At 31.4% G+C, this 25,441-nt stretch carries 26 protein-coding genes and 1 tRNA gene; 4 read left to right on the top strand and 23 right to left on the bottom strand.

Annotation, left to right across the window (positions count from 1 at the left end; all coding sequences use genetic code 11):
* Entirely contained in the window at positions 1–600 is a 600-nt protein-coding gene (locus tag ACUTSE_RS10785) for a hypothetical protein (RefSeq protein WP_445640234.1), read from the bottom strand.
* A 305-nt stretch (positions 601–905) separates the two neighbouring features.
* Here ACUTSE_RS10785 and ACUTSE_RS10780 point away from each other — a divergent pair, with 305 nt between their 5' ends.
* Positions 906–2,006, top strand: a complete 1,101-nt coding sequence (locus ACUTSE_RS10780) for a hypothetical protein (protein WP_445640233.1) — start codon at positions 906–908, stop codon at positions 2,004–2,006.
* A 46-nt stretch (positions 2,007–2,052) separates the two neighbouring features.
* Here ACUTSE_RS10780 and ACUTSE_RS10775 read toward each other — a convergent pair whose 3' ends face one another.
* From ACUTSE_RS10775 to ACUTSE_RS10710, 14 genes are all read right to left on the bottom strand, one after another.
* Entirely contained in the window at positions 2,053–2,619 is a 567-nt protein-coding gene (locus ACUTSE_RS10775) for a hypothetical protein (RefSeq protein WP_445640232.1), read from the bottom strand.
* Positions 2,620–2,721: 102 nt separating this feature from the next.
* On the bottom strand, positions 2,722–3,516 hold the full coding sequence (locus tag ACUTSE_RS10770; RefSeq protein WP_445640231.1) for a hypothetical protein: 795 nt from the start codon (positions 3,514–3,516) through the stop codon (positions 2,722–2,724).
* A gap of 281 nt (positions 3,517–3,797) precedes the next feature.
* A complete protein-coding gene (locus tag ACUTSE_RS10765; RefSeq protein ID WP_445640230.1) occupies positions 3,798–4,268 on the bottom strand; it encodes a lipocalin family protein in 471 nt (156 codons plus the stop codon).
* A 154-nt stretch (positions 4,269–4,422) separates the two neighbouring features.
* Positions 4,423–4,578, bottom strand: coding sequence for a hypothetical protein (locus ACUTSE_RS10760; protein ID WP_445640229.1), 156 nt, complete (start codon positions 4,576–4,578; stop codon positions 4,423–4,425).
* Between the two features lie 339 nt (positions 4,579–4,917).
* Positions 4,918–5,241: a hypothetical protein gene (locus ACUTSE_RS10755; protein WP_445640228.1), complete on the bottom strand. Its 324-nt coding sequence runs from the start codon at positions 5,239–5,241 to the stop codon at positions 4,918–4,920.
* A 243-nt stretch (positions 5,242–5,484) separates the two neighbouring features.
* Entirely contained in the window at positions 5,485–6,012 is a 528-nt protein-coding gene (locus ACUTSE_RS10750; RefSeq protein WP_353103308.1) for a GNAT family N-acetyltransferase, read from the bottom strand.
* Positions 6,013–6,397: 385 nt separating this feature from the next.
* Positions 6,398–7,840: a hypothetical protein gene (locus tag ACUTSE_RS10745; RefSeq protein WP_445640227.1), complete on the bottom strand. Its 1,443-nt coding sequence runs from the start codon at positions 7,838–7,840 to the stop codon at positions 6,398–6,400.
* Between the two features lie 1,365 nt (positions 7,841–9,205).
* Complete coding sequence (locus ACUTSE_RS10740; protein WP_445640226.1) at positions 9,206–10,504, bottom strand: TolC family protein; 1,299 nt, start codon at positions 10,502–10,504, stop codon at positions 9,206–9,208.
* A complete protein-coding gene (locus tag ACUTSE_RS10735) occupies positions 10,461–11,711 on the bottom strand; it encodes a hypothetical protein (protein ID WP_445640225.1) in 1,251 nt (416 codons plus the stop codon). Before ACUTSE_RS10735 ends, ACUTSE_RS10740 begins: the two co-directional genes overlap by 44 nt.
* Positions 11,704–13,446 (bottom strand): ATP-binding cassette domain-containing protein, encoded by a 1,743-nt coding sequence (locus ACUTSE_RS10730; protein ID WP_445640224.1) that lies wholly within the window; start codon positions 13,444–13,446, stop codon positions 11,704–11,706. The genes ACUTSE_RS10735 and ACUTSE_RS10730 overlap by 8 nt, the downstream gene beginning before the upstream one ends.
* Positions 13,439–13,861, bottom strand: coding sequence for a cysteine peptidase family C39 domain-containing protein (locus ACUTSE_RS10725; protein ID WP_445640223.1), 423 nt, complete (start codon positions 13,859–13,861; stop codon positions 13,439–13,441). Before ACUTSE_RS10725 ends, ACUTSE_RS10730 begins: the two co-directional genes overlap by 8 nt.
* Complete coding sequence (locus ACUTSE_RS10720) at positions 13,854–15,455, bottom strand: hypothetical protein (protein WP_445640222.1); 1,602 nt, start codon at positions 15,453–15,455, stop codon at positions 13,854–13,856. Before ACUTSE_RS10720 ends, ACUTSE_RS10725 begins: the two co-directional genes overlap by 8 nt.
* Position 15,456: 1 nt before the next feature.
* Positions 15,457–15,864 carry a hypothetical protein gene (locus tag ACUTSE_RS10715; protein ID WP_445640221.1) on the bottom strand — a complete coding sequence of 136 codons (408 nt, stop codon included), beginning with the start codon at positions 15,862–15,864 and terminating at the stop codon, positions 15,457–15,459.
* 4 nt (positions 15,865–15,868) lie between these two features.
* A complete protein-coding gene (locus ACUTSE_RS10710; RefSeq protein WP_445640220.1) occupies positions 15,869–16,687 on the bottom strand; it encodes a hypothetical protein in 819 nt (272 codons plus the stop codon).
* 998 nt (positions 16,688–17,685) lie between these two features.
* Between ACUTSE_RS10710 and ACUTSE_RS10705 the strand changes: the two genes are divergently transcribed.
* Positions 17,686–18,120 carry a DUF3408 domain-containing protein gene (locus tag ACUTSE_RS10705; RefSeq protein ID WP_445640219.1) on the top strand — a complete coding sequence of 145 codons (435 nt, stop codon included), beginning with the start codon at positions 17,686–17,688 and terminating at the stop codon, positions 18,118–18,120.
* A gap of 416 nt (positions 18,121–18,536) precedes the next feature.
* Here the strand turns inward: ACUTSE_RS10705 and ACUTSE_RS10700 are convergent, their stop codons facing one another.
* The gene (locus ACUTSE_RS10700; protein WP_006260864.1) at positions 18,537–18,854 is read right to left on the bottom strand and encodes a DUF6922 domain-containing protein; all 318 of its coding nucleotides are present in this window, start codon (positions 18,852–18,854) and stop codon (positions 18,537–18,539) included.
* 39 nt (positions 18,855–18,893) lie between these two features.
* Positions 18,894–19,577, bottom strand: coding sequence for a nucleotidyl transferase AbiEii/AbiGii toxin family protein (locus ACUTSE_RS10695; protein ID WP_445640218.1), 684 nt, complete (start codon positions 19,575–19,577; stop codon positions 18,894–18,896).
* 326 nt (positions 19,578–19,903) lie between these two features.
* Between ACUTSE_RS10695 and ACUTSE_RS10690 the strand changes: the two genes are divergently transcribed.
* Positions 19,904–20,158 carry a DNA-binding protein gene (locus ACUTSE_RS10690; RefSeq protein WP_445640217.1) on the top strand — a complete coding sequence of 85 codons (255 nt, stop codon included), beginning with the start codon at positions 19,904–19,906 and terminating at the stop codon, positions 20,156–20,158.
* Between the two features lie 110 nt (positions 20,159–20,268).
* On the opposite strand, the gene ACUTSE_RS10685 is transcribed toward ACUTSE_RS10690, so the two are convergent.
* Positions 20,269–21,588, bottom strand: coding sequence for a site-specific integrase (locus tag ACUTSE_RS10685; RefSeq protein WP_445640216.1), 1,320 nt, complete (start codon positions 21,586–21,588; stop codon positions 20,269–20,271).
* Positions 21,589–21,860: 272 nt separating this feature from the next.
* Positions 21,861–21,945: transfer RNA gene (locus tag ACUTSE_RS10680), tRNA-Ser, on the bottom strand.
* A 227-nt stretch (positions 21,946–22,172) separates the two neighbouring features.
* On the opposite strand from ACUTSE_RS10680, the gene ACUTSE_RS10675 reads away from it, so the two are divergent.
* On the top strand, positions 22,173–22,511 hold the full coding sequence (locus tag ACUTSE_RS10675; protein ID WP_445640215.1) for a n-acetylglutamate synthase: 339 nt from the start codon (positions 22,173–22,175) through the stop codon (positions 22,509–22,511).
* Positions 22,512–22,568: 57 nt separating this feature from the next.
* On the opposite strand, the gene ACUTSE_RS10670 is transcribed toward ACUTSE_RS10675, so the two are convergent.
* From ACUTSE_RS10670 to ACUTSE_RS10655, 4 genes are all read right to left on the bottom strand, one after another.
* Entirely contained in the window at positions 22,569–23,036 is a 468-nt protein-coding gene (locus ACUTSE_RS10670; protein WP_002991314.1) for an RES family NAD+ phosphorylase, read from the bottom strand.
* Complete coding sequence (locus ACUTSE_RS10665; protein ID WP_445640214.1) at positions 23,036–23,587, bottom strand: antitoxin Xre/MbcA/ParS toxin-binding domain-containing protein; 552 nt, start codon at positions 23,585–23,587, stop codon at positions 23,036–23,038. The genes ACUTSE_RS10670 and ACUTSE_RS10665 overlap by 1 nt, the downstream gene beginning before the upstream one ends.
* Positions 23,588–23,792: 205 nt before the next feature.
* Positions 23,793–24,815 (bottom strand): quinone-dependent dihydroorotate dehydrogenase, encoded by a 1,023-nt coding sequence (locus ACUTSE_RS10660; protein WP_002991318.1) that lies wholly within the window; start codon positions 24,813–24,815, stop codon positions 23,793–23,795.
* A gap of 142 nt (positions 24,816–24,957) precedes the next feature.
* Positions 24,958–25,317 (bottom strand): DoxX family protein, encoded by a 360-nt coding sequence (locus ACUTSE_RS10655; RefSeq protein ID WP_115089809.1) that lies wholly within the window; start codon positions 25,315–25,317, stop codon positions 24,958–24,960.
* Positions 25,318–25,441 lie beyond the last annotated feature (124 nt).

The following is a 25,441-nucleotide window of genomic DNA, read 5'->3' as shown; positions in this document are numbered from 1 at the left end:
TTATACAAGCTTTTTTTTAAAGGTGTAAGTATTCGTTACCTTGGAGTTGGCGTCATACGAAGTGTCAGAGGCTGTTATTTCTACCTCGTTTAGTTCTAAGTAGTCTTTGATTCCCTCCATAAAGGCAAGAAGCGTCGGAAAGCATAGCATGGTGTCTATATTAAATTGTTTCGCAGCTCTGTGGTAGCGGTCAATTCCAGCTAAAGAAACGATAGCTTCATCCGCAGTAAACTTTTTAACGGTAAAGGTATACTCCGGACTTGAAGTGTAAATGGCCGAAATAAGAACGAAAATAAAAGATCGACAATCTCGAGGCATGGTTGGATCCTTGAGTAACGCTTGTTCAGCTTTTACCCTGCCAAGATGGTGGAAAAGCGTTTCAGAGTGCTCTTGTACAGCGGCTACACCATATTTTGCACCAATAGATTGTAAAAGCAACGCGTAAAATTGCGAGGTAATATTGGATAAGTTAAGCGCTAAATCCGATACGGATGTAGGCAAATACGATTGGATTAATTGATCTTTGATTTCCTGAGAAGGATAATGATCATTTCCCCTTAGGGGGTCCAATTGCTCAATTAAGGTGGTTTTTGTTGACATTTTTTTATAGTGTTTTGTGTTTTTTTTATATGTGAATTTATTTAAATATATAGTAAAAATAAAATTAAATTTTACAATAAAATGAATTATGTATAAAATAATAACATAATGAGATGTTTTTTACTATCAGATTTAGTTGACTAAATCGTCGGACTTCCACTCCACACTGCATCTTAACTGGGGAAGCTTGAAAAAGAAAATCTAGTATCAAGCTACATTTTTTGAAAGCCCTATTTTTTATTTATAATTACTACCTTTGAGTAAACAAGAGTGCGAATTTTTACTCTTTCACAACCCAACCCATAATGAAACATTTCCTTCTGCTATTTCTTTTAACTTTTTGGAGTTGTACGATGTTTGGACAGAACCAAGATCGTTGGACTGCTTTTTTTGCTACTGATAGCATTCGAATTGGTTATAAAGACCAACAAGGAGTAGTTCAAATAGAACCCAAGTTTGTCGGGTATTCCTATGCCTATAAGTTTGACAATATTATAGCAGTATCAGAAGAAGTAGGAGAAAGTTGGAAAAATTACTACTTGACGAAAGAGGGGAGAAGTGTAGGCGTGGATAGTTTGTATATTTTTGACAACGGAGCAGACTGTGAAAGCGAAGGTTTTATTCGTTTCAGGGATTCAAAAACAGATCAAGTTGGGATGTTCAATAGCAAAGGAGACATTGCTATTCCTGCTGTGTATAGTGATTTAACGAGGGTAAGAAACGGAATGATAGTCGGATTAAAGGAAGCCGAAAAAAAATATTGGTCTGTTGGAGATCATGCAGGATGTAATCATTTCAGCTGGTCAGGTGGACAAGAAGTATTGCTTGATACCTTGAATAATATCTTGGTCGAAAATTTTTCGTATGATCATACGCTCAACTTTTACTCCCTCGAGAAAACGAAAACCCCTCCTGCGGATACTAACCGAAAAGTGTTTTTAGGAAAAGACGGATGGTATTATTCGTTTATGGATTTCGAAACCGAATTTAGACAATGGTTGATCAATGACTTGTTTGTCGATTTAACAGAAGAGAAATTAATACAAGCATCTTATAATACGATGATATGGGAATCAACTGAAGGATGGGCAAATGCTGAAAAAAAGGCGTTTATTCGCGCTAATTTTCCAGTACTAAAAAACGAGTTATTAGCCATTACCCAGCCCAATTGCGAGTATTTTATTTCTAAAGATGGACTAAATCCCTTCCTATTTGAAGGTGCCGAGTTTGACCCCTATTTTAATGGTTGTAGAGAAGCAAAGGATTGGGAATATCCTACCCTGACGATTGTGGTTTCTCATCATAATAAAAAGAAATTTACTCAAAATCACTTTGAGTTTTTACGAACAAATGAAGGGTATAAATTGATTAGTGTGACCATTAGAAATGAACAAGTAAAAGGATAGCTTTTTTTGTTATTTGTTGAAGAAGCTATTTTCCTTTTATTTTTCTTTAACTACCACAAGCGATATAACAAGTAGGTAAATCATTGATGAGGGTTGGGGTTTCATCCGTACCTTCAAAAAATACGTGATCCCCCAGTTCTTTGTTTACCTGTTGATTATGCGTTTTTAATAGAAACTCTAGAGCCGTAAAATGCTTGCCATTGTCAGCGGTAAAGGTTGCTAAAAGCTCCACCTGATACATATCATCCTCTTCTTCATAAGGTTCTTCCTCAAAAACATCTCGATCCTCTTCAATCAATATTTCATTTTCAAGTAAATCGGACGCACCTTTTACCCAAGCCATGTACTGAATTTGTAGTTCAGGAACATCAAAAACAACCGCGTTGGGTTTCCAATTTTCATTTGTTTTATAAATAAGATTTTGGTAATCGATTACTTCTTGGTTAAACTCTTCCGCATCCGTATAAAACTTAGCCGAAAAAGTCCAAGCAATGTGGTTCAAGGTAAAAGGGGAGTGGTTTTCCGCAGTTGTAGCTGGTTCCGCAGTTGGTTTTATCTCGTTGACTTGTTGAGGGGTGCTTTTTGTCCCGAATAGTTTACTGAAAAAAGACATAGATGATATGGATTTATGTTATGGATGAAGTTGATCTATTGTTGTAAATACGTAGCAAAAAGCATTGAACTCAATACAAAATAAAGCCGAAATCAAGCCGTTTTACTTGCCAAACAGTTTTTGCCAAAAGCTTTTTTTCTTTTCAGGAACTACTTGTTCATGGGTGATGATTACGCGTTCCGTATTTTCAAGAATTTCGTTGTCATTTAACCCTTGATTCCCTTCCAATTCCCTTAGTTGTTCAAACATCGCCTCTTCATACAACAAGGCACCTTCGGTATCGCAATGGAATAAATTAGAATAACAAGTCGATTCGTTGAGATTCATAGGATTGGGCTCAACTACTTCAGTAGCTTCTAAAAGTCCAAGGTTATGTTCTTTTGCATAAGTTAGTGCTTTCAGAAAAACATTGATTCGGTTATGCGAATAAAAATCGTCTAACTCTCTTTTTACTTCCTCCTTTGTTTGGTAATCGGACAACAGAGCTACCACCTGATTTGCATTGATATAAATACCAGAGCTGTAGTTTTCAACTAAAGTATTTGCGATAGGGTTGGGCACTTTAACTTTTAAAATATCTTCCCAAGGCGTGGTATATGCTTTAAACTGTGGCTTGTCTTGAATGAAAAAGGAAAAGGCAGTACCTCGGGTGTAAAAGTACGTCCTGAAAAAGCCTTGTATTACCGCAATATAATAGCCGTGTGTCTTGTCAAAGTAATCTGTAGGAGCAGTTGCTTTAGCTACTTCAATCGTATTGATATATTTCTCAACGTAGAATTCGTCAACATCATGCTCTTGGGCTAGTTTTTCAATACTCGATTCGTCTTCTAGTACATCGAAATACCAGGTTTGTATTTCTTGTTCACTTATTGGATGGTAGCTGATATCAAATCCCATAGCTTCTTTTTAGTGTTAATGCAATGTTTTGCTTAGTACGAATTATAAATGTAAGAAATAAAAATACGTAAATAATGGGTAAAAAGATGTAGGCTAAGATAATTAACATTTGGTTTTCAAAAAAGCTAAAAGCTTGAATTAAACTAAATTTAGGTATGTTAATCAAAAGGAACGTATTCAAAATGGTGTTTCGATTATGGTCCTTTCTGCCATTATCTGTTCTTGTATGATGTAATCAAATAACGATCACTTTGTATGAAGTCTTTGAGGCGAATCTTTTTCTACTTCACTCGCTTGCACGTAATTTCCGTGTATTTAATAGCATTAGCCTTATCATCTATAGGATTAGGTAAGGAAGTCATAAAAGCGAATTCATCTTCTGTCAAATGGGTAATGAGCATTTCTTCTTTTACCCCTGTATCGTCTGTCGTATGGATGGTGTTGTTTTGCAGGGTATAGCTTAATCGAATAACTTCTTCCATACAATGCCCCTCTTCATCTTTTCCTACATACGTGTGAATCTCGATTTGATCTGCAGTGAAAATCCACGTTAGCGGTTCGCAGCCCATTTCATTCTTAGGGCTAGTATCGGATAAAAACTTTGCCTCTCTATCGTAAATCTTAGCCGATGCAAATTCCCAGCTGCCGATTAGATTTTCTATTTCATAGCTTTTAGTTGCTTCTTGTTCTTTGCAACTACTCATTCCCAAAAGCAATACAGATACTAACAAAAAGGAGAATATCTTTTTCATCTCATTCTATTTTTAGGTAAAAATAAAACTTTCAAGAGACTTTGTGAAACGTGATATTTAACTTTTTGTGAATTGATAGTAAAAGTAAATTTAAGCAGTCCTAGATTTAGTTTTTGCGATAAACTAGAAATATGGAATCAGCCCGTGATTGTGTTTATCTTTCAAAAATCCATGATCCCAATATACCATACACAAAAGGAATAAAAGCGAGAAATAATTGGGGTATAAACTCTGACCAATTGGATTGTCTTGTTTCTTTATCTTGACCGAATTTCGTTATAAAATAGATAGGACGATTATATTTTCTCATACTTCTTTGATTGATTTCTTTATAGAGTAATAAAAAAGTTAGAGGGCTCAAAGACATTAGGGAGTTGGATTTTTCCAAGGGTGTTAAACTACCTTGAAAAAACAATAGAGCTGAAAGTAGAATAGGAACAACAGCTAAAATCAAAGCAATACTATAATTATTTTTTTTTCGTAAGATCCTATGTGTGGGAGGATAGATAGCAGTTGGTATCAAAATGAAAAACAGAGAGTAAAATAATAAAAATAAAGACATAATATTCCTTTAATTAAGGCTAATATAACTAGTTTTTGAATTAGAGGAGTACCGAATTAGTAGAATTTTAAATTAGGATAATATTGTTTATAAATCGATTTCTACTTTTTCAAAATTTTCTGCGATTTCTAAAATTGAATTTATTAGAAAAAGACATTCTTGGTTATTTTCGGACATTAGGAAAACAAAACCCCATGTATCTTTTGAAAGAATGAATTCTCCCATTTCGGAATTTACATTTATTGAAATTTCATCATTCATCCATAAATCCTCAAAGTCTACAACTTCGGGCTTTAATATTTTAATTGCATCAAGGAAATCAGAAAGAAATTCTTCTTTTTCTAAACCATTAAAGATTTCAATCAAAAGTTTCTCTGATCCATATCCTGGGCGAAAATGATACTTATACATTTTATTTCAGTTGTTTATTTCGCAATGTTGAGATGAGCTTGCAGATAACGCTCCGGGGCTTAGCGTCAGTAGTGGAAATTGAAGTGAAAATTTTCAATTTATCGATACAGTAAGCAAAAGCCAATTAATGGAATAAATTTAGAAAAAATGCCTATGTAATGGTTTTTTATATATTATTCTAAAGTTTTACTTCTGTCATAACCCGCCATTTTGAATAATACATATTAGTAGCAGTTTGCCTTTTTATTCGTAAAATTCTTTCGGATATTCCACAATTCCATTTATGTTTTTCAGAGCATTTTCAGTTAATTCGATTAACATGCAGTTTTCATCAGGTACATCAAAAGGCAGCTTTATGCCATATTTATTTGACATCTCATAACCGAATTTTGGATAATAGTTTTCATGCCCAAGTAAAATCACAGAATTGAAATTCAAATCTTTTGCAATTTTATGAGCTTTTACTATCAATTGACCACCAATTCCTTTGCCTTGATATTTTTTCAAAACAGCTACGGGAGCAAGTGCTAAAGAAATTGTTTCTTCAAAATTTACGTTTATAATTTTAATTTTCGTCAATAAAATGTAGCCAACAATTTGATTATCCATTTCAGCAACAAGAGATAATTCAGGGATGAAAGATTCAGATTTTCTTAAGCGTTCAACTAAAAACTGCTCCTGATGATCACTAAATTCTTCATCTTTAAACGCATTTTCAATAAGTTTAAAAACGTCATCATAATCTTTGATTTCTTCTTTTCGGATATTCATTTTTAAAATTTAAGAGATAGGTTTCTACGTTGGAGAATTGCTACTAACATCGTGTTTTATGAAATAAAATGCAAGTTGTTTCGTGACAAAACACGATACCCTTATTTCGTAAAATCGCTAAGCTAAAATAATTAATTTTTTGTAAACAAGCTATTTATATAAAAATAGTAGAGTGATAACGAAACAAGTTCTTTTAAAATAAGATTCTATAAATAGGGATAGCAAAATAGGCTTATATGTTCTATAATCAATAATATAAGGATAAGTTTTATCAAAATTAAATTCCAACCATCTAGAAAAACAACCTGATCTCTTAGGTTTATTTCATAAACACCAATTGGGAATCTCTTTGTATTCTAGTTGAATCATTAAGGATGATAATCCATTAGTTCACTTTGTACTGGATGATTTTCTTCGTATCAAAAAACTGTAGCGCTTTCATTTGTTGCACAAGTGTTTCCATTTCCATGTCATTGATGACAGACAAAATAATAATGGGTCTATTCAAGTGATCGTAAAAACTTAGCAGCGTATGATGCGTTAAATCAATGTCCGATATTTTCAACAATTGTGGGAACAATTCTTTTAAAGCCTTCAATGTTTCGTGATGATTTTTGTCAATAATAACCAATTGCGTTTGAGGACTACTTTGTAGCGATTCCAAATTCTGTGGAGCTAAAATAGGAGAGGATAAACTGCTGTGCGTCATTTGAAAATGTTTCCCGAAAGCTTGTCTTATTTCTGTTCTTTCTATATTGGTTTCAGCATCCGTGTAAATGGATACTCGATTGAGTAGCACGCTATAATCCGTTCGTGTATTGGGAAACTTTGCTGCAAATAAAGCAATGGCATGATCAATAAAAGGTTGATCTATTGGTTGTTGTTTGGCTAGGTATTCCTCAACAGATGGATAGAGTTCTTTTGCAAATCCATTGATATATTCGTTGTTATACCAATCTTTTGTAAGTAAGCTTCCAGTGATGTTTTTATGCACCCAACCGTTTCCTATGGCTGTAGCTAAGGCTTCATCAAAAAAGTTATAGGCATACTGCTTGTATGGAGAGGGATTTGCTTCAAACCACTGATCGATTTGCTGCTGAAATTCTGGCGTTTGCTCATTAAAGAGTACATGACACATTTCGTGAAAAACAACACCCATTCGTTCAACACCTCGAGTATCATTCGTCAAAACACCAATACAAAGACTATTGGCATGTGGCGTAGCTGTTGAAATTCCCTTTTGTCCAGGAATGGGGTAAAGACTAACAAGAAAAGGAATATCTGCCGTCCACGTGGAACGATAAAAATGACGGATTTTATCAAATATTTCCGATGATTGGGGAACGTATGTTTCTAATTTTTTTCGTTGTTCCATTATATTTTCTTCATAATCATCCCAGATTAGAAGGTCGTAATACGTTTCTGCTTGTTTAAGAATAGTCACTAATTTCTGCTGCTCACTATGGGGTAAAATCCCAATCGACCGCTGTTTAAATTCGTCTATTGTATTCGCATTGACTAAAGCGATAATGAGCAAATCCTGCGTTGAACGATAAGAATTTCTATTTGCCGGATACCCTTCTAATTGATAGTGGTAATTCAATTTTAAATGTTGAAAATCAACACAAAGTTGTCGAAAAACGCTATCCTTTGCGATGTTTGGTACAATGTATTCTCTCAAAGTAGGAGAAACGCCTTGCTGGGTCGTCATTGTTTCCATGAAATTAAATACACAATAGGGTTTACTTACCTTAAACTGCATGATTTCCTGTGCAATTGAAAGCTGTGCAAAAGCCAATAGGCAGAATAAGAATAGTCGTTTTCTCATGTATTCTTTTTTTAGAAGGAACATTTAGGGATGTAGATTGGAAATTTTAATGCTTCAACAATAGAAGAAAATCCAAGGTATAAATCAAATATAGAAAAAAAGAACTTCAAAAAAGCATCGGATGCTATTTCATCAAATACGAAGTGAAAATAGGAGTGATGTTTTGGTTTTATTAATATCCCCTAAAATACACTTATACTACATTCCGCTAAAACCTCCTGTTCATCCATGATTCATTTTTTTCCATAATCTTGCCTTTTAATTGGTTATTACTTTTTTATGAGCCACACCTAGCAGCTAGCTTTACTATTGCACTCGATACAAAACTAAAAAAGCAGCAAAACAAGGGCAATACCCACTTCCGTTTTCTTCCACTTTTGGGATAAAAAAGGAGTTTTTTTCCTTTCTTTTCCGAATTGTGAAATTGTAAATAATTGATTTTTAATATTTTGACATGAAGTAATAAAGGGCATGTAAAGGGTTTGTTAGGGGAAAGTAAGCACCAGCAAGGGTTTTAGGCCATTTTACCAATGTTACCCCTTACAAACCCTTTACAATCTACTTGGAGAGTGAGAGGGTGTGGTGGTGAAATCGAAACGAAGTGAAAATCGGAACGAAGTGTAGATTCATCGAAAACGAAAACAAAATAGCAACTCGGTGAGATATATTCATCAAACACAAAAACCAATATAAAATTTGTGAGATAGAAGGTGTGGTGGTGAAATCGAAACGAAGTGAAAATCGGAACGAAGTGTAGATTCATCGAAAACGAAAACAAAATAGCAACTCGGTGAGATATATTCATCGAACACGAAAACCAATATAAAATTTGTGAGATAGAAGGTGTGGCGATGAGATGATGAGGCGGTGAGATGATGAGGTGGTGTGAGCAAACCTCACAAAGAACAAACCTCACAAAGAACAAAAAATGAACCTCACAAAGAACAAAAATGGCAATTCACCCTAATAACATGAAAATTTATTTCAAAAGGGAGGAGGGATTATAGATCCCCAAACAAGGTAAATTGACACAAAGAAAACCGATAACTCTCGTTATCGGTTTTCTTTGCGGAGAAAGAGGGTTAGCCTCTTTTATGCCGTATACTGTATAAATAGGGATGTTCACTTTTTTAAATTGTGGTGAGCACCTTATTCGGAAAAGTTTTATACTATGATTGGGACTTATAATTCTAGGTAAAAATAGAAAAAAGTTTAATTTTAAAAAACATTCCTTTTACAAATCATTTTAAATATGCTTAATAAAAAGCATGCAATTTTTTTATCTATTTTACTTTAATTACAACATACAGATATAATTAAAAAGAGTATACATAGAAAATCTTATTTTTTGTAGCATTTATACTTTTAAAATAATGATTGTATAACAAATTTCTTTTTTAATAAAGAATATTTAAAATTAACGGACTCTATATTTATGTATTTCAATTCTTTGTATGATTCGAGGAACTCAATTAATGATATTTTATTGTAATCAAATTTTATCTTATTTAAAGTAAAAATTTCAGCCAGTATATCTGTTTTTTCCTTAAGGACTTCATAAATAATGATATTATCATCGTAATTTTGAAACAAATCTTTATAATGTTTTTCTATTTTCATATTTTGAAGCCTCCTTTCTTCAACTAGTATTTCATTGTTTATTTTATTTATCATTAACCTACTTTTGTTTTCTCTACTATAAATAGGTAGATTTAAACTTATTCCTATAGTCATAAAAGAATTTAAGTCTAACTGATTTAAAAACAAATAATCATTATTCATTCTTGAGCTATAATATGTTCCAAGTGAACTAAACAAATTAATAGATACTTTATTTGATATAAAGTTTTTTCTTAAACTTAAGCTATCTATTTTGTTTAATACCTTGTTTAACTCTATTTCTGGTATTTGTGATATCAAATCTTTATGATACAAAAATTTAATATCTTCATCAACTGAAGCTATTGTTATGTTTTTTTCTAATGTTAAGTTCTCTAGTTTATATACAAAATCTCTTGTTCTTTCTTCATAAAATAAAATTTCTTGTTCAATATTTAATAGTTCTTTTTGAGTTCTAAGTAGATCTATTTTATTAATTTTATTAGCGTTATAAAGAATTTTATTTTTATCCACAAGCTCAACAATATGTTCTTTATGTAATAAAGTTATATTTTTTAATTCTTGATTTAAAAGAACGTCATAATAGTATTCAGATATGTTTGTGATTAATCTTTTTTTACTATCTAAATATACAAGATTGTTGAATGTCTTATTTTCCTTTGAAATTGTATTATTCACTTTTGCCAATAGTAATTTTGATAATTGTTGTTGTATCTTAATACTAATACTAGTCGAATTATAATATTCGTCACGTGGATTTATTGTTCCTGATATTTGATCAAAAGATCTTCCCAAATTTGTTTGTTCTGAGATATCTAACGATATAGTAGGAGAAAAAAACCTGTTCATTTTTTCTTCATTAATACTTTTCAACGTATTTAAATCATATAATTCATCAAGGCGATTATTCTTTATAGCTTTATCAATTAAAGTCGTAAGATCAATCTGTCCAAAAGTATTACATGATATAAAACTAAATAGAACTAAAATAAAAACCTTATTAATTAGCACCGATTTCCCGTTTAACTCTTTTAAATATTTCACTTAATAATCTTTCGTTATTAATTATTATTTGTGCATTTACAGGCATCGTATAATGCATATTTATTTCTTTATCAATATCAGTTATCCCCTGATTAATCATCGAAAGTTTTAAAAATGTAGAAAATTGATTTTCTCTGTCAATATGTTTCAAATATATTATATCTTGTACTTCCCCCCTTAAATAACCGTAATCGATAGATGGATACTCTTGTAGTTCAATTAAACATTCTTGTCCTTTTTCTATCTTACCAATTCCTTCAACATTTATTTTTACGACAACCTCATGCGAATTTTCATTGTTAATAATAGCAAATAATTGCTCATCTTTTTGAACAAAATCATCCTTTTTCCAATATTTATAATACTTTAATTTACCAGAAATAGAAGCAATCATTAAGTTACTTTTTTTCCATTCTTGAATATGATAAATCAATTTTCCATATTGCTCTATTGTATGATTATATTCAAGAGCTATATTTAACTTTTCATTTTCTATTATTTTTCCTTGATCTAAATTCAATAATTCATTTAGGTTATCCTCAGTATTAAATTGTTTATATAAATTATTATAGTTTGTCAACATTTGTAAATAATTATTTTTTGTATAGACTAATTCATCAACAGATATTAATCTTTGAGCAAATAAAATTGAATCATTTTTAAAATTTTTTTCAACTAGATCCAACCTAGACTTGGCTTCTTCAATTATTTTTTTATTAATTACTTTATTATCTAGATTTTGATTAATCTTTGTTTGTAAACTACTTATCTCGTATTTCGTAAGATTCAGTCTTTTTAAATTAAATAATTTATGTAATTGATTATAGAAGGCAATATATGAAGTAGAAACTTCACCTAATTTACTAACATCAGCATTTATTAATCGATTATATATAACTTCTAATTCCTGTATGTCAATACTTAAATTAATATCTTTTGTTAAGAGACTATCTAGATTCATAATTGAGCGATAGTCTGCTAGATCATTATACACTAAAATCACATCACCTTGATTTACTATTTCATTATCATTAGTGATAAATGAAATAACACCATCGCGATTCGCTCTAAAATCAACGATATTTTCATTCACAAGAATTCCTTTACCTTGCAAAAATTTAGGCACTTTTAAAAAATATGATACAACTAAGAATGATATAATTATAAACAGTAGAAAGAACCAAATATTTAAAATATTCTTAGACATGATTATTCATTTTTGTTTGAGCGTTTAACATGATATTATATAGTCCTCTTCGATCGACAAGCTGATCATGAGTTCCATATTCACTGATAATTCCTTTATTTACAAAGAAAATCATGTCAAAATCTTTAATTAGACTAATATTATGTGTACAAACTATCATTGTTTTCTCTTTATAATGAGACCTAATATTATTAAAAATCACATACTCATTCATTAAATCTAAAGAGTTTGTGGCTTCATCTAAGACTATGAAATCCTTATTCTGATATAACGCTCTTGCAAGAAGTATTCTCTGTTTCTGTCCCTCACTAATACCTTTTGAGTCGTTGTTAATTACATCAAACATTCCTTTTTTATAGTTAGAAATTACATCTTCTAAATTGGTTAATTTAATGACTTTGTCTAACCAATTATAGTCTACATTTTCATTGTAGTATACAATATTCTCAACAATAGTTCCCTTAATTAATCTACTTTCCTGAAGCACACATGAAAAATGAGTTCTATAGGATTCTAAATTAATTTCTGTAGATTCAACTGCATTAATCTTAATTATCCCTTCACTAGGTGCATATAATCCCAATAATAACTTTAATAAACTTGATTTACCACTTCCACTCCTACCAACAATGGCATATTTTTTTCCTGGCGTTAACTTTAGCGTAATACCAGATATAACATAATTATTACCTCCTGGATAAACTAACTTTACCTTATAAAGTTCAATTAATTTTATTTCATTTGATATGGCTATACTATTATCTGAATTAATAAATTCATAACTATTGTAGCTTGCATTGATTTCTTCTAATGAAATTTTATAAATCTCATATGAAGCAAGAAAATTGATGAAACTTGTAACGGGATTATTCAAAAAACCTATGATAAATTGAATCGAAATGAGAGTTCCCATAGTCATCTCACCTTCTAAAGTCTTATGAACACATAAATATAAAATAGCAATATTTTTAGTACCATTTAACATGAAGGTCCCAAATTCATGTTTACTCTTTGTGACATTGTTTTTGAAAATTGAATCTTCAAATTCATTATTATCTTTTTCCCATGTATTCAATAATTTTTTTTCTTTATTGTATACTTTTATATCATAGATATTATTCAATAAATCATACCAATAATTATTTTCCCTAATCTTGCCTTCTCTCAATTTTAGCTCGATAAGCTTTTTATAAGAAATAAAGATATATTCCCAAAAAAAGCTTAGTATTAGGAATAGTATAAAAATCACAAACACACTTTTGCTAAAAATCAATAAAATACAGGAATAAATAACTGTCATAAAAACAGCATTAACAAAATAGACTGTATTAGTGGTTATAAAACTACTTAAGTACCCCAAATCGCCTATTTTCGTCTGTAATTTACCAAAGCTCAACATAGTCAACGAATTAACTTTACTCAAAAGTATTGTCACATAATCGTAGATTAATTCACTTTTAAATTGACTAGAAAGAAGTAATGAATAATAGTTTTTAACTATATTTCCAAAAGCAATAGATAGAATAAGCACGAAATAACCTATAAATATTACATTTAAAAAAGAATAATCATTTCTATTGCGGCCTAAATCAATGATTACTCTAAATAAAAATGGGGTTAATGCTTGAAGTATGGTTAATACAAATAAAATTATTCCTAAATGATTAAATAGTTTTCTTCTTTCCTTACACTTAGAAAATAAATAACTTTTATAACTCTTAAATTTATTATTCATCAATAGTAAAATGGGCTTTATTACTTAATATTATCTTTCCAATGTTATCTTCATTATTGAATAACATTTTTTCAAAAGTTTCTCTATTCAAATCTAGTCTCCCTTTAATTGGATCAGAAATAGAAATAAAATTTTTTTCGTATCTATAAACAATAACAAAATGCATATCATTTAAGATAGTTAAAAAAGGAAAAGGAAGTTTATACACCACCTCAATATTAGACACCACTAGAGGTTTAGTTTCGATGTGTAATTTTTCTAGGATGTTTATTATCTCATAGATAGACAATCTTTTTTCTAATAATTCTTTTCTAAAAATAGGCACCTTCTGATTATAATACACGCATAACATTTTAATACAGGCAAGCCCACAATCCTTATCTCCTTTTTGTAAGAAAAGAGGAAAATCAGTCATCACTATATGCATTCTGAGCAACAACAAGAAAGACTGCATATAGCCCTTCTTTGATTGCTAAAGTTTTTAATACATTATCCAATAAATTTAAATAGAGATAGAACTTCCCAATTTCATCGCTTTCATAGGAACGAATAATCTTAGAAAAAAATGGAGAAATAAAATTAGAATCGTCTAATTGACATTCTTTTAATTGAGAAATTGTAGATTTCAATTCTAAAATTGATGGCAATTGATTTTCAACTTGATTTGAAAAATTAGATTCAATAATTAATTTCTTAAAGGTCTCAATAATATCCTTATTTTCCTCTTTAAACTTAGTATCAATGGTTTCAAAAATAATATTCATTCTATCAATACTATGATGGTCTAATTCTTGATAGTAGGAATTTTGTCTGTATTTTAATCTTAAAAAAGACAGTAAATTCTGAACCATCTTTGTTGAAGTTTGCATTTTGATTTCTTCAACGATGTAAATAAATAAAGGAATTAATTTCTTATAAGCGAATTTTTTTTCAGTTTCTAATAATTGAACTACAGCAATATTTACTTGTTTTAAAACTACTTCAGAGCTATTTACCAATCGCTCATCGTTTACTAGTTCTGAAATGTAAAAAGCATCTATTGTTTCATATTTAAAAAAGTGTATACTAGTCTTATGAACTAATAGGAGTAATTGATTAAGAACTTGATTTATATTATTATTTTTAAAAACCAAAAGATACTCATATTTAAAAATTGCATTCTTAAATACTCTTTGGCCATATAAAAATTGCTGTGCTAAAAACTCATTTTTTAAAATATTTTGCACTATCTTCATATAAAAAAGATAGCTGTTTTCACCACCAAATGATACATTCAAAATATACTTTTCATCGGATATTTTTCCAGTATTTAATAATGAAAAGTTTAAAAATCTATCGATTTCATTAAGGATATATTTATTTTCTTTCGTGCTTAAATATTCTTGAGAAATTTTATTTATAGTATGTAAAAACTCTAGACCCTCTACCGTTTTGCTCAATAATTTACTTCTTCGATACCCATCAAATCCATATTTACCATTTTCTTTAAAAAATAAATAAGCTTTACTGATATTGATAAGAAAATCTGCTAATGTTAACGGAATTTGTTCTTCATTTAAATCTTTAGAGAAATTTTTTTTAAGCTTTATAAGGGATCTTCTTATACCTCTAGACTCATTAAAATAGTTTATATTTGTTCCTTGATAAAGCAACTTACAGTATAGTTTTAAATTGGCTTCTAATTCCAATTTATCAGATATGAATATACCTTTAATAATCATATCAATTATTGTATTACTACTAGAATAACAGCTATCTATCAACACTTCATTAAGAGAATGCAAACCAACTCTAGTAAAATCAACTTTATATCCTTGATAGAGCATACCAGCAGAAGAAACTCCTGACAATCTAGAATCTATAATTAGAATGTCAATATCACTAACCACAGATACAAATTCCTTTTCTAATTGACTTCCAGTTAGTATAAAACACTCGACATCAGGATAGGTCTCAGAAAATAAAGTTTTGGATACCTCCAAAACTTTATTTATATCATATAATTCCAATTTATTGTTCTTTAAGTTTAATGGTTACAATACCAAAATAATAACCTTGCAACCCATATATTCTACTTACAACTGACTTCTCAAAAGTAAATGCTTTTATATCATCAGGCGTATAGTCTTTAAAATCTGAAGATTTCATATTAATTTGTTTGGAATCTTTGTCTAAGAGAATAACATTAAATTCTCCTTTCTCTACTAAAGGTAAAGCCCCTTCATTGAAATATTTTGAAGAAGTTATATATAAATTTTCGATAAACTCTTGTAAATTTACTTTGTTTTCTATCTGAATTTCTTCAGATTTAACTTGAATAATTGGAATTGTTGTACTTGGTGGTAATTTTTTTACATCTTCTTGGCTGAATGCTAAACAAGTAGAGCATAGCATCATTAAAATTAGTTTTTTTTTCATGTTATTAACTTCTGCTAAATGAACTATAATCTACTATTACAAATCCTCCTCCTCCGTTGTTATTACCTGTACTTGAGGTCCTAAATTCTTTATAAATATATTCGACTTCACCTTCATCATTTATTTCCGTCATATTCAAAACATCATCTGGTGTAATTGTTTTATACCCTGTCCCTTGCTCAATATATTCTTGAAATTGATAAGCATTCACTTCATCCATTACATCATAGTCTGCAAAATTCCCATTTTTATCAAATGATAATTCTCCATTTTCTATTTGATTAAGATGCTCTAATTCATGCATAAGCAGTCCCAAATATTGAGATGGTGTTCCAGGTATAGTGACAACATATTCATTGGTATTAGGATCATATGAAGTACCTCCTTTTGGGTTTTTTCCTGGCTCATGATAATCTGGATTAACATCAAATCTATAATTTTTATCAGAATCTCTTAGTCTATCGAGAATATCTAAACCTTTTTGATAAGCATCCATTAAAGCTTTTCCCTTTATGGGATCTATAGCTCCATTGTCTATTAAGTTTTTTATAGCCTCTAAGTTATCTTTTAGATAATTTTCTGTAAAATCCATCATGTTATGAGGATCATTGATATCGCCTTGATTGGTAGGGTAATCAGAATCACCACCTCCAATACCTCCTCCACCTCCTCCATAACTAAAACCTGGATCTGAGAAAGAGAAATCTCCCCATGACCAATAAAAACTAGGATCAGGACCTCCAGGAGGTATAATTATTGTAGGAAGTGTAGTTGTACCGCTCCAATGCCCTCCCTTAGTTTTCTTTTGTTGGTAAATTGCCATTTCCTTTATATCCTTAGATAGTTCAAAAATGTTTTTCATATTAAATGTTTTTTTTATTAAATGCAAATATATAGTATTTAACAAAAAAAACACAAAATACACTATTATTTTATACTAAAAAACCAAAGCAATACCAATTAAAATATAGTAAAAATGTTAATTATTGCGTTTTTAATAAAAAGAAAAACAATATTAAAATAAATATTAAAATAATATCGACCTTATGTTGGCTTATTCATATAATGAGAATTTATATGTAAATTATTTTCTCAAATTATAACATAACATCTTAAAAAAAATCAACATAATGATAATCAATGTATTAAAAACGAATACTATATAAGAGATTTTAAAATCTGATTTTGAAAATAACAAAGCAATGTGATTATTAATCATCAAGTTTAATACTTGTCTCTTGATTCTAAAAACGAAATATATAATGGGAAAGTATTTTCTACAAGTTTAGATTTTTGTTTACTTTAATTGTGTTGCTTCTTACATCTCCATTTATCACATCTCCATTTTAATAAAAATTTAGGGAACTGACCTTTATAAACTAGCGACTTCGGAGTAGTTTTCCAGCCGGCTGCAAGAGCAAGTCGTTTTGATAACTCGAACCTTAATTTCGAGTGCCTCAAAACATAACTTGCTGTTACCTTTTCGGTAACTTTTTCAACATATTTACAATATGTTTTTTATAATGTGAATACTGTTTAAACACCTATTATTTAACGCCAAGTATACCACTTAAATACCTTTTTTTCATTCTTTGTCTATATCTCTAGTTATTTGTCTAATCAATGTTTTGGTTAGACAAACGCAATATCGTAGCTATGACTTTACATAGCTCCCAACGATTAAACACACAAATAGACTGTTGATAAAATCTTTACACAGTTTAATGTCTGAAACATTGGAATTGTAACTAAAAGGACAGCATAATATTTAACTAACTACATAACTAGACAAAACTATAAACAGCTAAAAAACTATAAATTATGAACGAAGAATTTAAAAAGAAACCTAGAATTGACGAAGAAGCGATGATGGCACTAATGGTTGACGGCGTAAGGCTTAAGGGATTTACAGAGGCTGAACTAAATGCTCCTGGTATAAGAGATGAAGATGAAAAGACTATGAATGAACCAAAGAACCGAAGACGTGTAAAAAAAGAACAGAACTCTACTAAAGAGTGTAAAGTAGTGGATTATGAAGAATTCTTTTTTAAAGATGTCAAAAGCACAGCACGTCATGGAAAGTCAGTTTACATTGATCCTGAGCACCACAAAATCCTTTCTCGTATTATTCAGGTTATCGCAGATGATAAACTTACGATTTATGCTTATCTATATAATCTATTAGAGCACCATTTCAATGAATTCGAACAGCAGATAACTACAAGCTTCAATGAAAAGAACAAGCCTATCTTTTAAGTATTTCAATAAAAGAATAAAGTTGTAAAACTGTAAAGATGCTTTTACAGTTTTACAACTTTAAAAGTACAAAGACATCTTTAAGATACCTTTATCTGCAAACTATTGTACCTGTTATTCCTCTCGAAGAATCGTCTAATATCCCAAATACTTTATTATTATTTGAAAGCATGAGCACTTATTCAATCTTATTACTATCCCAAGTCTTTAGTGCTGCTCGATATGTACTATAAGAAGATGCGATCTGAGGGCTCTGTAAAGTCTTTACATTTGATTTATAAATTAATTCTTTTATTAAAATAAAAACTATAATCATTTTGTAAGTAATACTCAATCTCATTAATTGCTTTTAAAATACTATCTAAAAAAGAAAAAGGTAGAATACCATCCATAGTAATTCTACCTTTTTTTATTGTTTATATCCAATGATAGGATTCGTCTTTTCTGTTTTGATAACAAAGCATATCCTCTTTTCTAAGTTCTGGGAAAAATCTAATAGCTCTTTCAATAGCATAATTAGGCAAGAACTTAATCTCCTTACATATTGTAAGAAGTACTTTCTCTTTGTTATATAATCGAACTATTTCATCTATTTCACTTTGATCTCCACGTTCAATTACACGTGCTATAATGGGAATATATGCTTTCTGATAATCAAGATTATTAATATCAGTATCCCAAAATAATTGAGTCCCTAAAGTTGAAATATCTGTTAGTTTTTGCTCTTTTTTCATATGATAAATATAGTGATTTTAAAGAGGTTAAACAATTATTTATCTGCGTATTCCTCTTTTTCTAACATGCTGATCTATTTTTTTATCGGGTTCTAAATCGAATTGAAAAGAGGGATTTGCAACAGCTTTTTCTAAACGTTCTTTCATTCTATTCCAATTACTTTCTTTTCCATGCATCAAGGTAACCTCAAAATCTCGATAGATATTCTCATAAAAAGTTAATGCATAGGATGCTAATGCAGTATTGCCACCATACTTATTTTTATATGCATCTAAATAGGTTTGCAAAGGATTGTGCTCTAAAAGAAAATACATATCAACAAAGTCTTTGATACGCGTTCCGCTTTGAAAAATAGCATGAAGTTTCATTGCTCCAATATCTTCTAAAGAAGCTAATCGCACATTGTCTATATGCAATACTTCTTTTTGTAAAGGGTATTTATGTGCAATAATATCTACTTTAACCTGATCAATATCCATTAAAATAGTATTGTTAAACATTTCCTTCACATTGGCATTAAGTTTTTGTTTTAAATGTTGTGATATCGATTTATAATCAAAATCTTTTGTTGAAAATAGGTCTATATCAATACTAATTCGATGACCTATTTGAAGGCTTAATGCTGTTCCTCCTACAAGAATAAAATCTTGTAACTTTTCATCTTGCATAAGCTTTTGAAGCAAATTCCAAAGCTCATTGATAACGGTGTCTGTATGTAACATAATTTAAAATTTTTCAGAAAAGTATTCCTGAAAAATTCTCATATTATATTATTGACTTCCTGTGGAATCAATTGGCTTTTTGCTACACAAAAAAGCCTAACCAAAAGGTTAAGCTTTTATAATATATCCAAGTTTTGTCTATTTGCTTTGAATCAGTCTCTCTAAACGATTCATCATTTCTTCCTCAGTGTATTTTATGTTCCATAATTAGTACCTGAGTTTAATAAGGGCTCAAAGACAAAGCCAAATAAACTTCAAAACTGCCAAAAACCAAGTGAAATCTGTTTTGTTCTTAGTTTAGTTGTTTAACCTAAAAAACAACTATCATGGAAAATCAAATCACAAAAGAAGATTTAAGATTGTTTGCTCAAACAATCATTGGAGAGCTGAAAGAACTATTAACTAAACAAAACAAAGAGAATTCTCTTGATTGGGTAAAGGCTAAAGTAGCAAGGCAATTACTAAGCATCTCTCCAGCTTCCTTACAAACACTGCGCATCAGTGGGAAATTGCAGTATCGAAAAATACTTGGCTCGTATTACTACAACAGAAAAGATATTATGAACCTTTTTAATGAGTAGAAGTTAACTTCTATTCACTAAAAAGGTTGAAAATGGGCTCCCCTAAATTCCTTACTACAAATACTACAGTTGAATTATTAGAAAGTGTAGAGAATCCAAGGGAGTTTTTATTATCCATTTAACTGATTAATAAAAGTAGTTAGCTGAGCTAATTTATCAGGATTTAGCTTTTTTAAGCTCTCAAGTAAATCAGTAAAATTATCTGTTTGCTTATTTGCTTTTTCTTCAAGCTTACCTTTTAATATCTGCATTTCGGTCTTGATAGATTCTTCCTCTGTGAGAGCGTATTCCTCAGTCTGCTTAACAGAGTGATGTCCCAACATTTCTTTTACTACGTGAATAGGAACTCCATTACCAAGAGTTACAGTACTTCCAAAAGTTCTTCTTGCTTTATGGGTGTTTAAGTCGCTTATCTCACAAAGTGAAGCAATCTCTTTTAAATACTCATTCATCTTTTGATTAGAGCGAACAGGAAGTACAACATCTTTTCCAATACAATCAGGATGGTCTTTATACTTATCCATTATCTCAATAGCTTTTGGAAGCAATGGGATAGTAATATTAGCATCAGTCTTTTGTCTATTGATTCTAATCCACAAATTACCTTCTTCATCTTTTGTGATATCGCTTTTCTTTAGCTGAAATACATCGATATAAGCAAGTCCTGTATAACATTGAAAAACAAATACATCTCTTACGGTACTTAGCCTTTCATTGGTAAATTCTTTGTTTTCTAAAATTGATAACTCTTCTTTGCTCAATGGCTTTTTATTGAGCTTCGTCTTTTTAGGTTTGTATTGCACAAATGGATTCGAAGGAATAATTCCCTTAGCAACTGCTCTTAGAACAATCTTCTTAAAGTTTGAGATATACTTTATAGCGGTATTGTTCGAACACACTCTAACGGTCTTTAAATAATGCTCATAGCCAAGTACAAACTCATAGTTGAGTTCTCTGAACTCGATATCTTCTTTACCATAGATGTAACGAATGTACTCTGCTACATGTGATCTTGCTGTTACATATCTTTCATGTGTTCCTATAGCATACTCTTTAGGCACTAACTTAAAAACTTCATCATTATGCTTTTGGAATTCTTCTAAAACTTTAGCTTTACTTGTTCCCTTACCTTGGATATAATCCATAAGTACAGTAGCAGTAATAGGTTCTTCATTGCTTAAGAGCTCTAATTTGTACTTGGTAATCTTTGATACAATTGTATCTAATAGGTAGTTTAGCGTTTTAGCATCTTCTTTAGCGCCATTGGCACGACCTGCTTTTTGATTCCATCTTTTGATATCCCATTTGTGACTAAGGGAAGTCTCTTTGCGAATACCATCTACTGTGATTCTAAGGTAAACACCTCTTAAATCACTTTTCTCTCTAGTTGGTTTGAGAAAGAAATTAATTGATAACTGTTTTTCTAACATAATTCAACTGTTTTAAATATTAATAAATGTCGAATTAAAACGTTCCAAAAACACAGTTTAAAACTCTCTGGCACCCTTTGGCGTCTGGGTTTACTCAGTTGAAAGGTGCGCATCACTTGAATGTCTTTTTGTGCACCGAATCTATAACTTTTTTAGGTGCACTTTTGAATAAAATGCGATACCCCTAAAAAATAAAAAACCTATAACTCATTATGAATCATAGGTTTTGTGCTTTTTTACTAACTTTTGAAAAGTTACTATTTATAATTTCGCGGAGAAAGAGGGATTCGAACCCCCGGACCTGTTACAGTCAACAGTTTTCAAGACTGCCGCAATCGACCACTCTGCCATTTCTCCAGTAGTCTGCTTTACTTCCGTATTGCGAGTGCAAATATAGTATAATTTGTGTGTAACACAAGGCTTTGTTCGGGATATTTACTGCTTTTTTTACAGAAAAGATGTAAGTGGTTTATTCTGTGGGAATTAATTTTGAAGTTTTTTCTGAGGTTTGTGCTTTTTTCGATCGGTGCTTTGTTTTTAAAGTTATATTAGCTTTTAAATAAGAGCGGAAATACAGTATAACTATGATCAACTACAACAATAAAACATTTCGACCGGTGAGTAATACACCCAATGGAGAGACCTCTGGTGAAACCGTTTTTCACTATAAACAAGAGGGAAACAGACTAACTTCGGTATACAGTGGAGGAAAAATAGCATATGGTCATTTATTGGGGTTGGTAGATGAACACGGGATCATTAATATGCGTTATCACCAAGTCAATGATAAGGGTGAATTGATGACGGGAATTTGTCGATCGACACCCGAACTAATGGGAAATGGAAAAATCCGCTTGCATGAAGTATGGGAATGGACCTCTGGGGATCGATCCAAAGGCACATCAATACTGGAAGAAGAATAGACTCTAAATAAGAAATCCGCTAATTAGCGGATTTTCTAATATAGGTTACGCGATATGTTAATGCTTATCTGTTTTTAATCGTTGGTCAATGGGGAGTTCCAAGAACTCGATGATTTCAATCTGACCAAAGTTTTTATACAGTGGATTTAAAATGAAATTACATTCCAAAGGAATAAGCGTAGAGGGAACTTTCAAACCGAAGAAATTCCTGTCTTGTGCTAGTGTTGTAAAAACATTAGTCGTTTTAGTAGAATAGGGGTATTGATTCCAATGTTCTGGTAAATCGACCAATTCGGTAATAATAAAATCATCGGGTATTTCAATCTTAGCGACTAAAATATGCTGAGGTAGATTGGCAATGTTTTCAGAGTGCACATAGTATTCCAATAAAGCTAAAGCGATATTTTCAGAACAATATACTGCCCGAGTTCCGATTTCATTCCACCGACCACCCACTTTTTCTGCACCAATTCCAGAAAGTGTAGCATCCTTGTATTTTACATTGGCAACGCGATAAACAACCATTAGCTGTATACGTTATATTGGATTCGCGCAATTTCATTTTCTACAATTTCAAAACCAAAACTGCTGTCTAAGAGTTCAAATGGTTTTTTGTGGCCCAAAGCTTTAGAAGGCGTTAGAAGCCAATTTTTAAATTGCTCAAGGCTGTCAAAAACTTCAGACCCTAACCCAAATAATCTGGAAATCTCATAAATTCGCTCAGATGTCTGTAAGCTATAAACCTCTTTCTTTTGCATGCTGCTAATCGAAGTAGGCAAGATAAATTCAAATTCTTTTTCTGTCGCCCCAATAGCAGAAATTAATTCTTTCCATTCCATTTTTTTAACCCCTTCTCGGATCTTAGCAATCAATTCGAGTTTATAGTCTGGCGAATCTTTGGGATGCAAAACCACCCAAGCAGGGGAGAATTTCTCCAACTCGGTTGATTTTCTACTTGTTGTTTTTTGTGTAGCCCTCGTTTTTGTTGTCGTTCTAGAAGATACAATACGAGACTTCTCAGCAGGTAGAACCGCTGGTTTTTTCTTGTCGCTTGTGGGTTTGTTGATTGCCTTCATAGGTAATAATCGTATTTTTCCGATTGGGTATGCGTAAAATTACAATTTTAAAAATGGGAATCCAATTTTTTTATGTTTTTTGTGTTGCTAAAATAAAACGTAGGGATTAATGGTGATTTACCTGTTTGACGAGATATCGTGTTTAAAAACAAAGGATTATACTAAAAAAGTAAAAACAAAAAATCCGCTCATCGGCGGATTTTTCTTAGTTATATTGTTCTAGTATTTTCTTGTTGATGGCTTTGATTAGTGCTGGCCCTTCGTAGATGAATCCAGTGTATAATTGGATTAAAGAGGCTCCAGCTTCTAATTTCTCTATCGCATCTGCCGGAGAGTGGATTCCACCCACCCCAATGATAGGGAAAGCGCGGTTGCTCTTATCTGCTAAGAAGCGAATAACTTCTGTACTGCGTTGAGTCAACGGTTTACCACTTAATCCTCCCGTTTCTACTTTCTTTTCAGATTGTAATCCTTCGCGGCTAATGGTTGTATTCGTAGCAATGACACCTGCAATTTTTGTTTCCGCCACAATGTCAATGATGTCTAATAACTGACTATCCGTTAAATCTGGTGCGATTTTTAAAAGAATAGGTTTGCTTTTTGGTTTGCCGTTGTTTTTAGCTTGTAAGGCATTTAATAAAGCAGTTAAAGGTTCTTTATCTTGTAAAGCACGTAAATTTGGCGTGTTTGGCGAACTTACATTCACGACAAAATAATCCACATAAGGGAAAAGAGCATCAAAGCAAATTTCGTAATCGTCAATGGCTTGTTCGTTTGGTGTTACTTTGTTTTTACCAATATTTCCACCAATTAAAGTTCCTTTATTTTTCTTTAGGCGTTCAATAGCTTGGTCAATTCCACCGTTATTAAATCCCATGCGGTTAATTAGGGCATGATCTTCAACTAAGCGAAATAAACGCTTTTTAGGATTCCCATCCTGTGCTTTAGGTGTAATCGTTCCGATTTCAATAAAACCAAAACCAAAATGCTCCAATTCACTGTACAATTTCGCATCTTTATCTAAACCAGCGGCTAATCCAACCGGATTTTTGAATTTTAATCCAAATACCTCGCGTTCCAATCGCGGGTCATTCACCTGAAATTTCGAGCGAATAATAGCCGATACACCTGGAATTTTGTTGATGAATTTCAACGAATTGAAGGTAAAATGATGCGCCTTCTCTGGGTCTAAAGAAAAGAAAAACGGTTTGAGAATACTCTTGTACATAAAATGTGTGTGTTGCGTTGTAAAATACAGTGCGAAAGTACACTTTTTGTTATAATTTTTGAAACCTTCTGCAAAGAATACTTCGTTTTTCGATGGTAAGCCCTCGTAAAGCGGGAAATTAGGATAAGAATACCTAGCGCATTTAGGCTACTTCTTTTACTTGTGAAAAATAAGAAGTACCCAATAAAGCTAGGGCGACAACAATCATCGTTAAAGAACTAATTCCTTCACCAATGGCTAAATGAGCAATGGCAGCACCGATAATATTAATGGTAAATCCTGCATAAGCAAACCCTTTGAGTGTACGGGGTATAAAAGGAAGGAGTATAGCAAGTACACCTAAGATTTTAGCAATGGCCAATTCAATGCGGAAATAATCGGGATACCCTAAATAAGCAAATGCGTCTTTAAAGGTAGGATCTGTAAAATAGCTGTAAGCGCTAAATAACATAAAGGCACTAAATAAACCGGTTGATATCCAATAGATTAATTTTTTATTCATGGTGTTTTGTTTTTGATTTGTGAGACAAAGTTAGGGCGATTGTAAGAAAGAAACGGGGAGAGTAACCGGAAGGTAAGTGGTTACCTGAAGGTAATTGGGTGAGGTGGTGAGAGGGTGAGAGGGC

It is taken from the genome of Myroides sp. TSA_177.3 (assembly GCF_052691955.1).
This window is presented reverse-complemented; position numbering and strand designations above follow the sequence as displayed.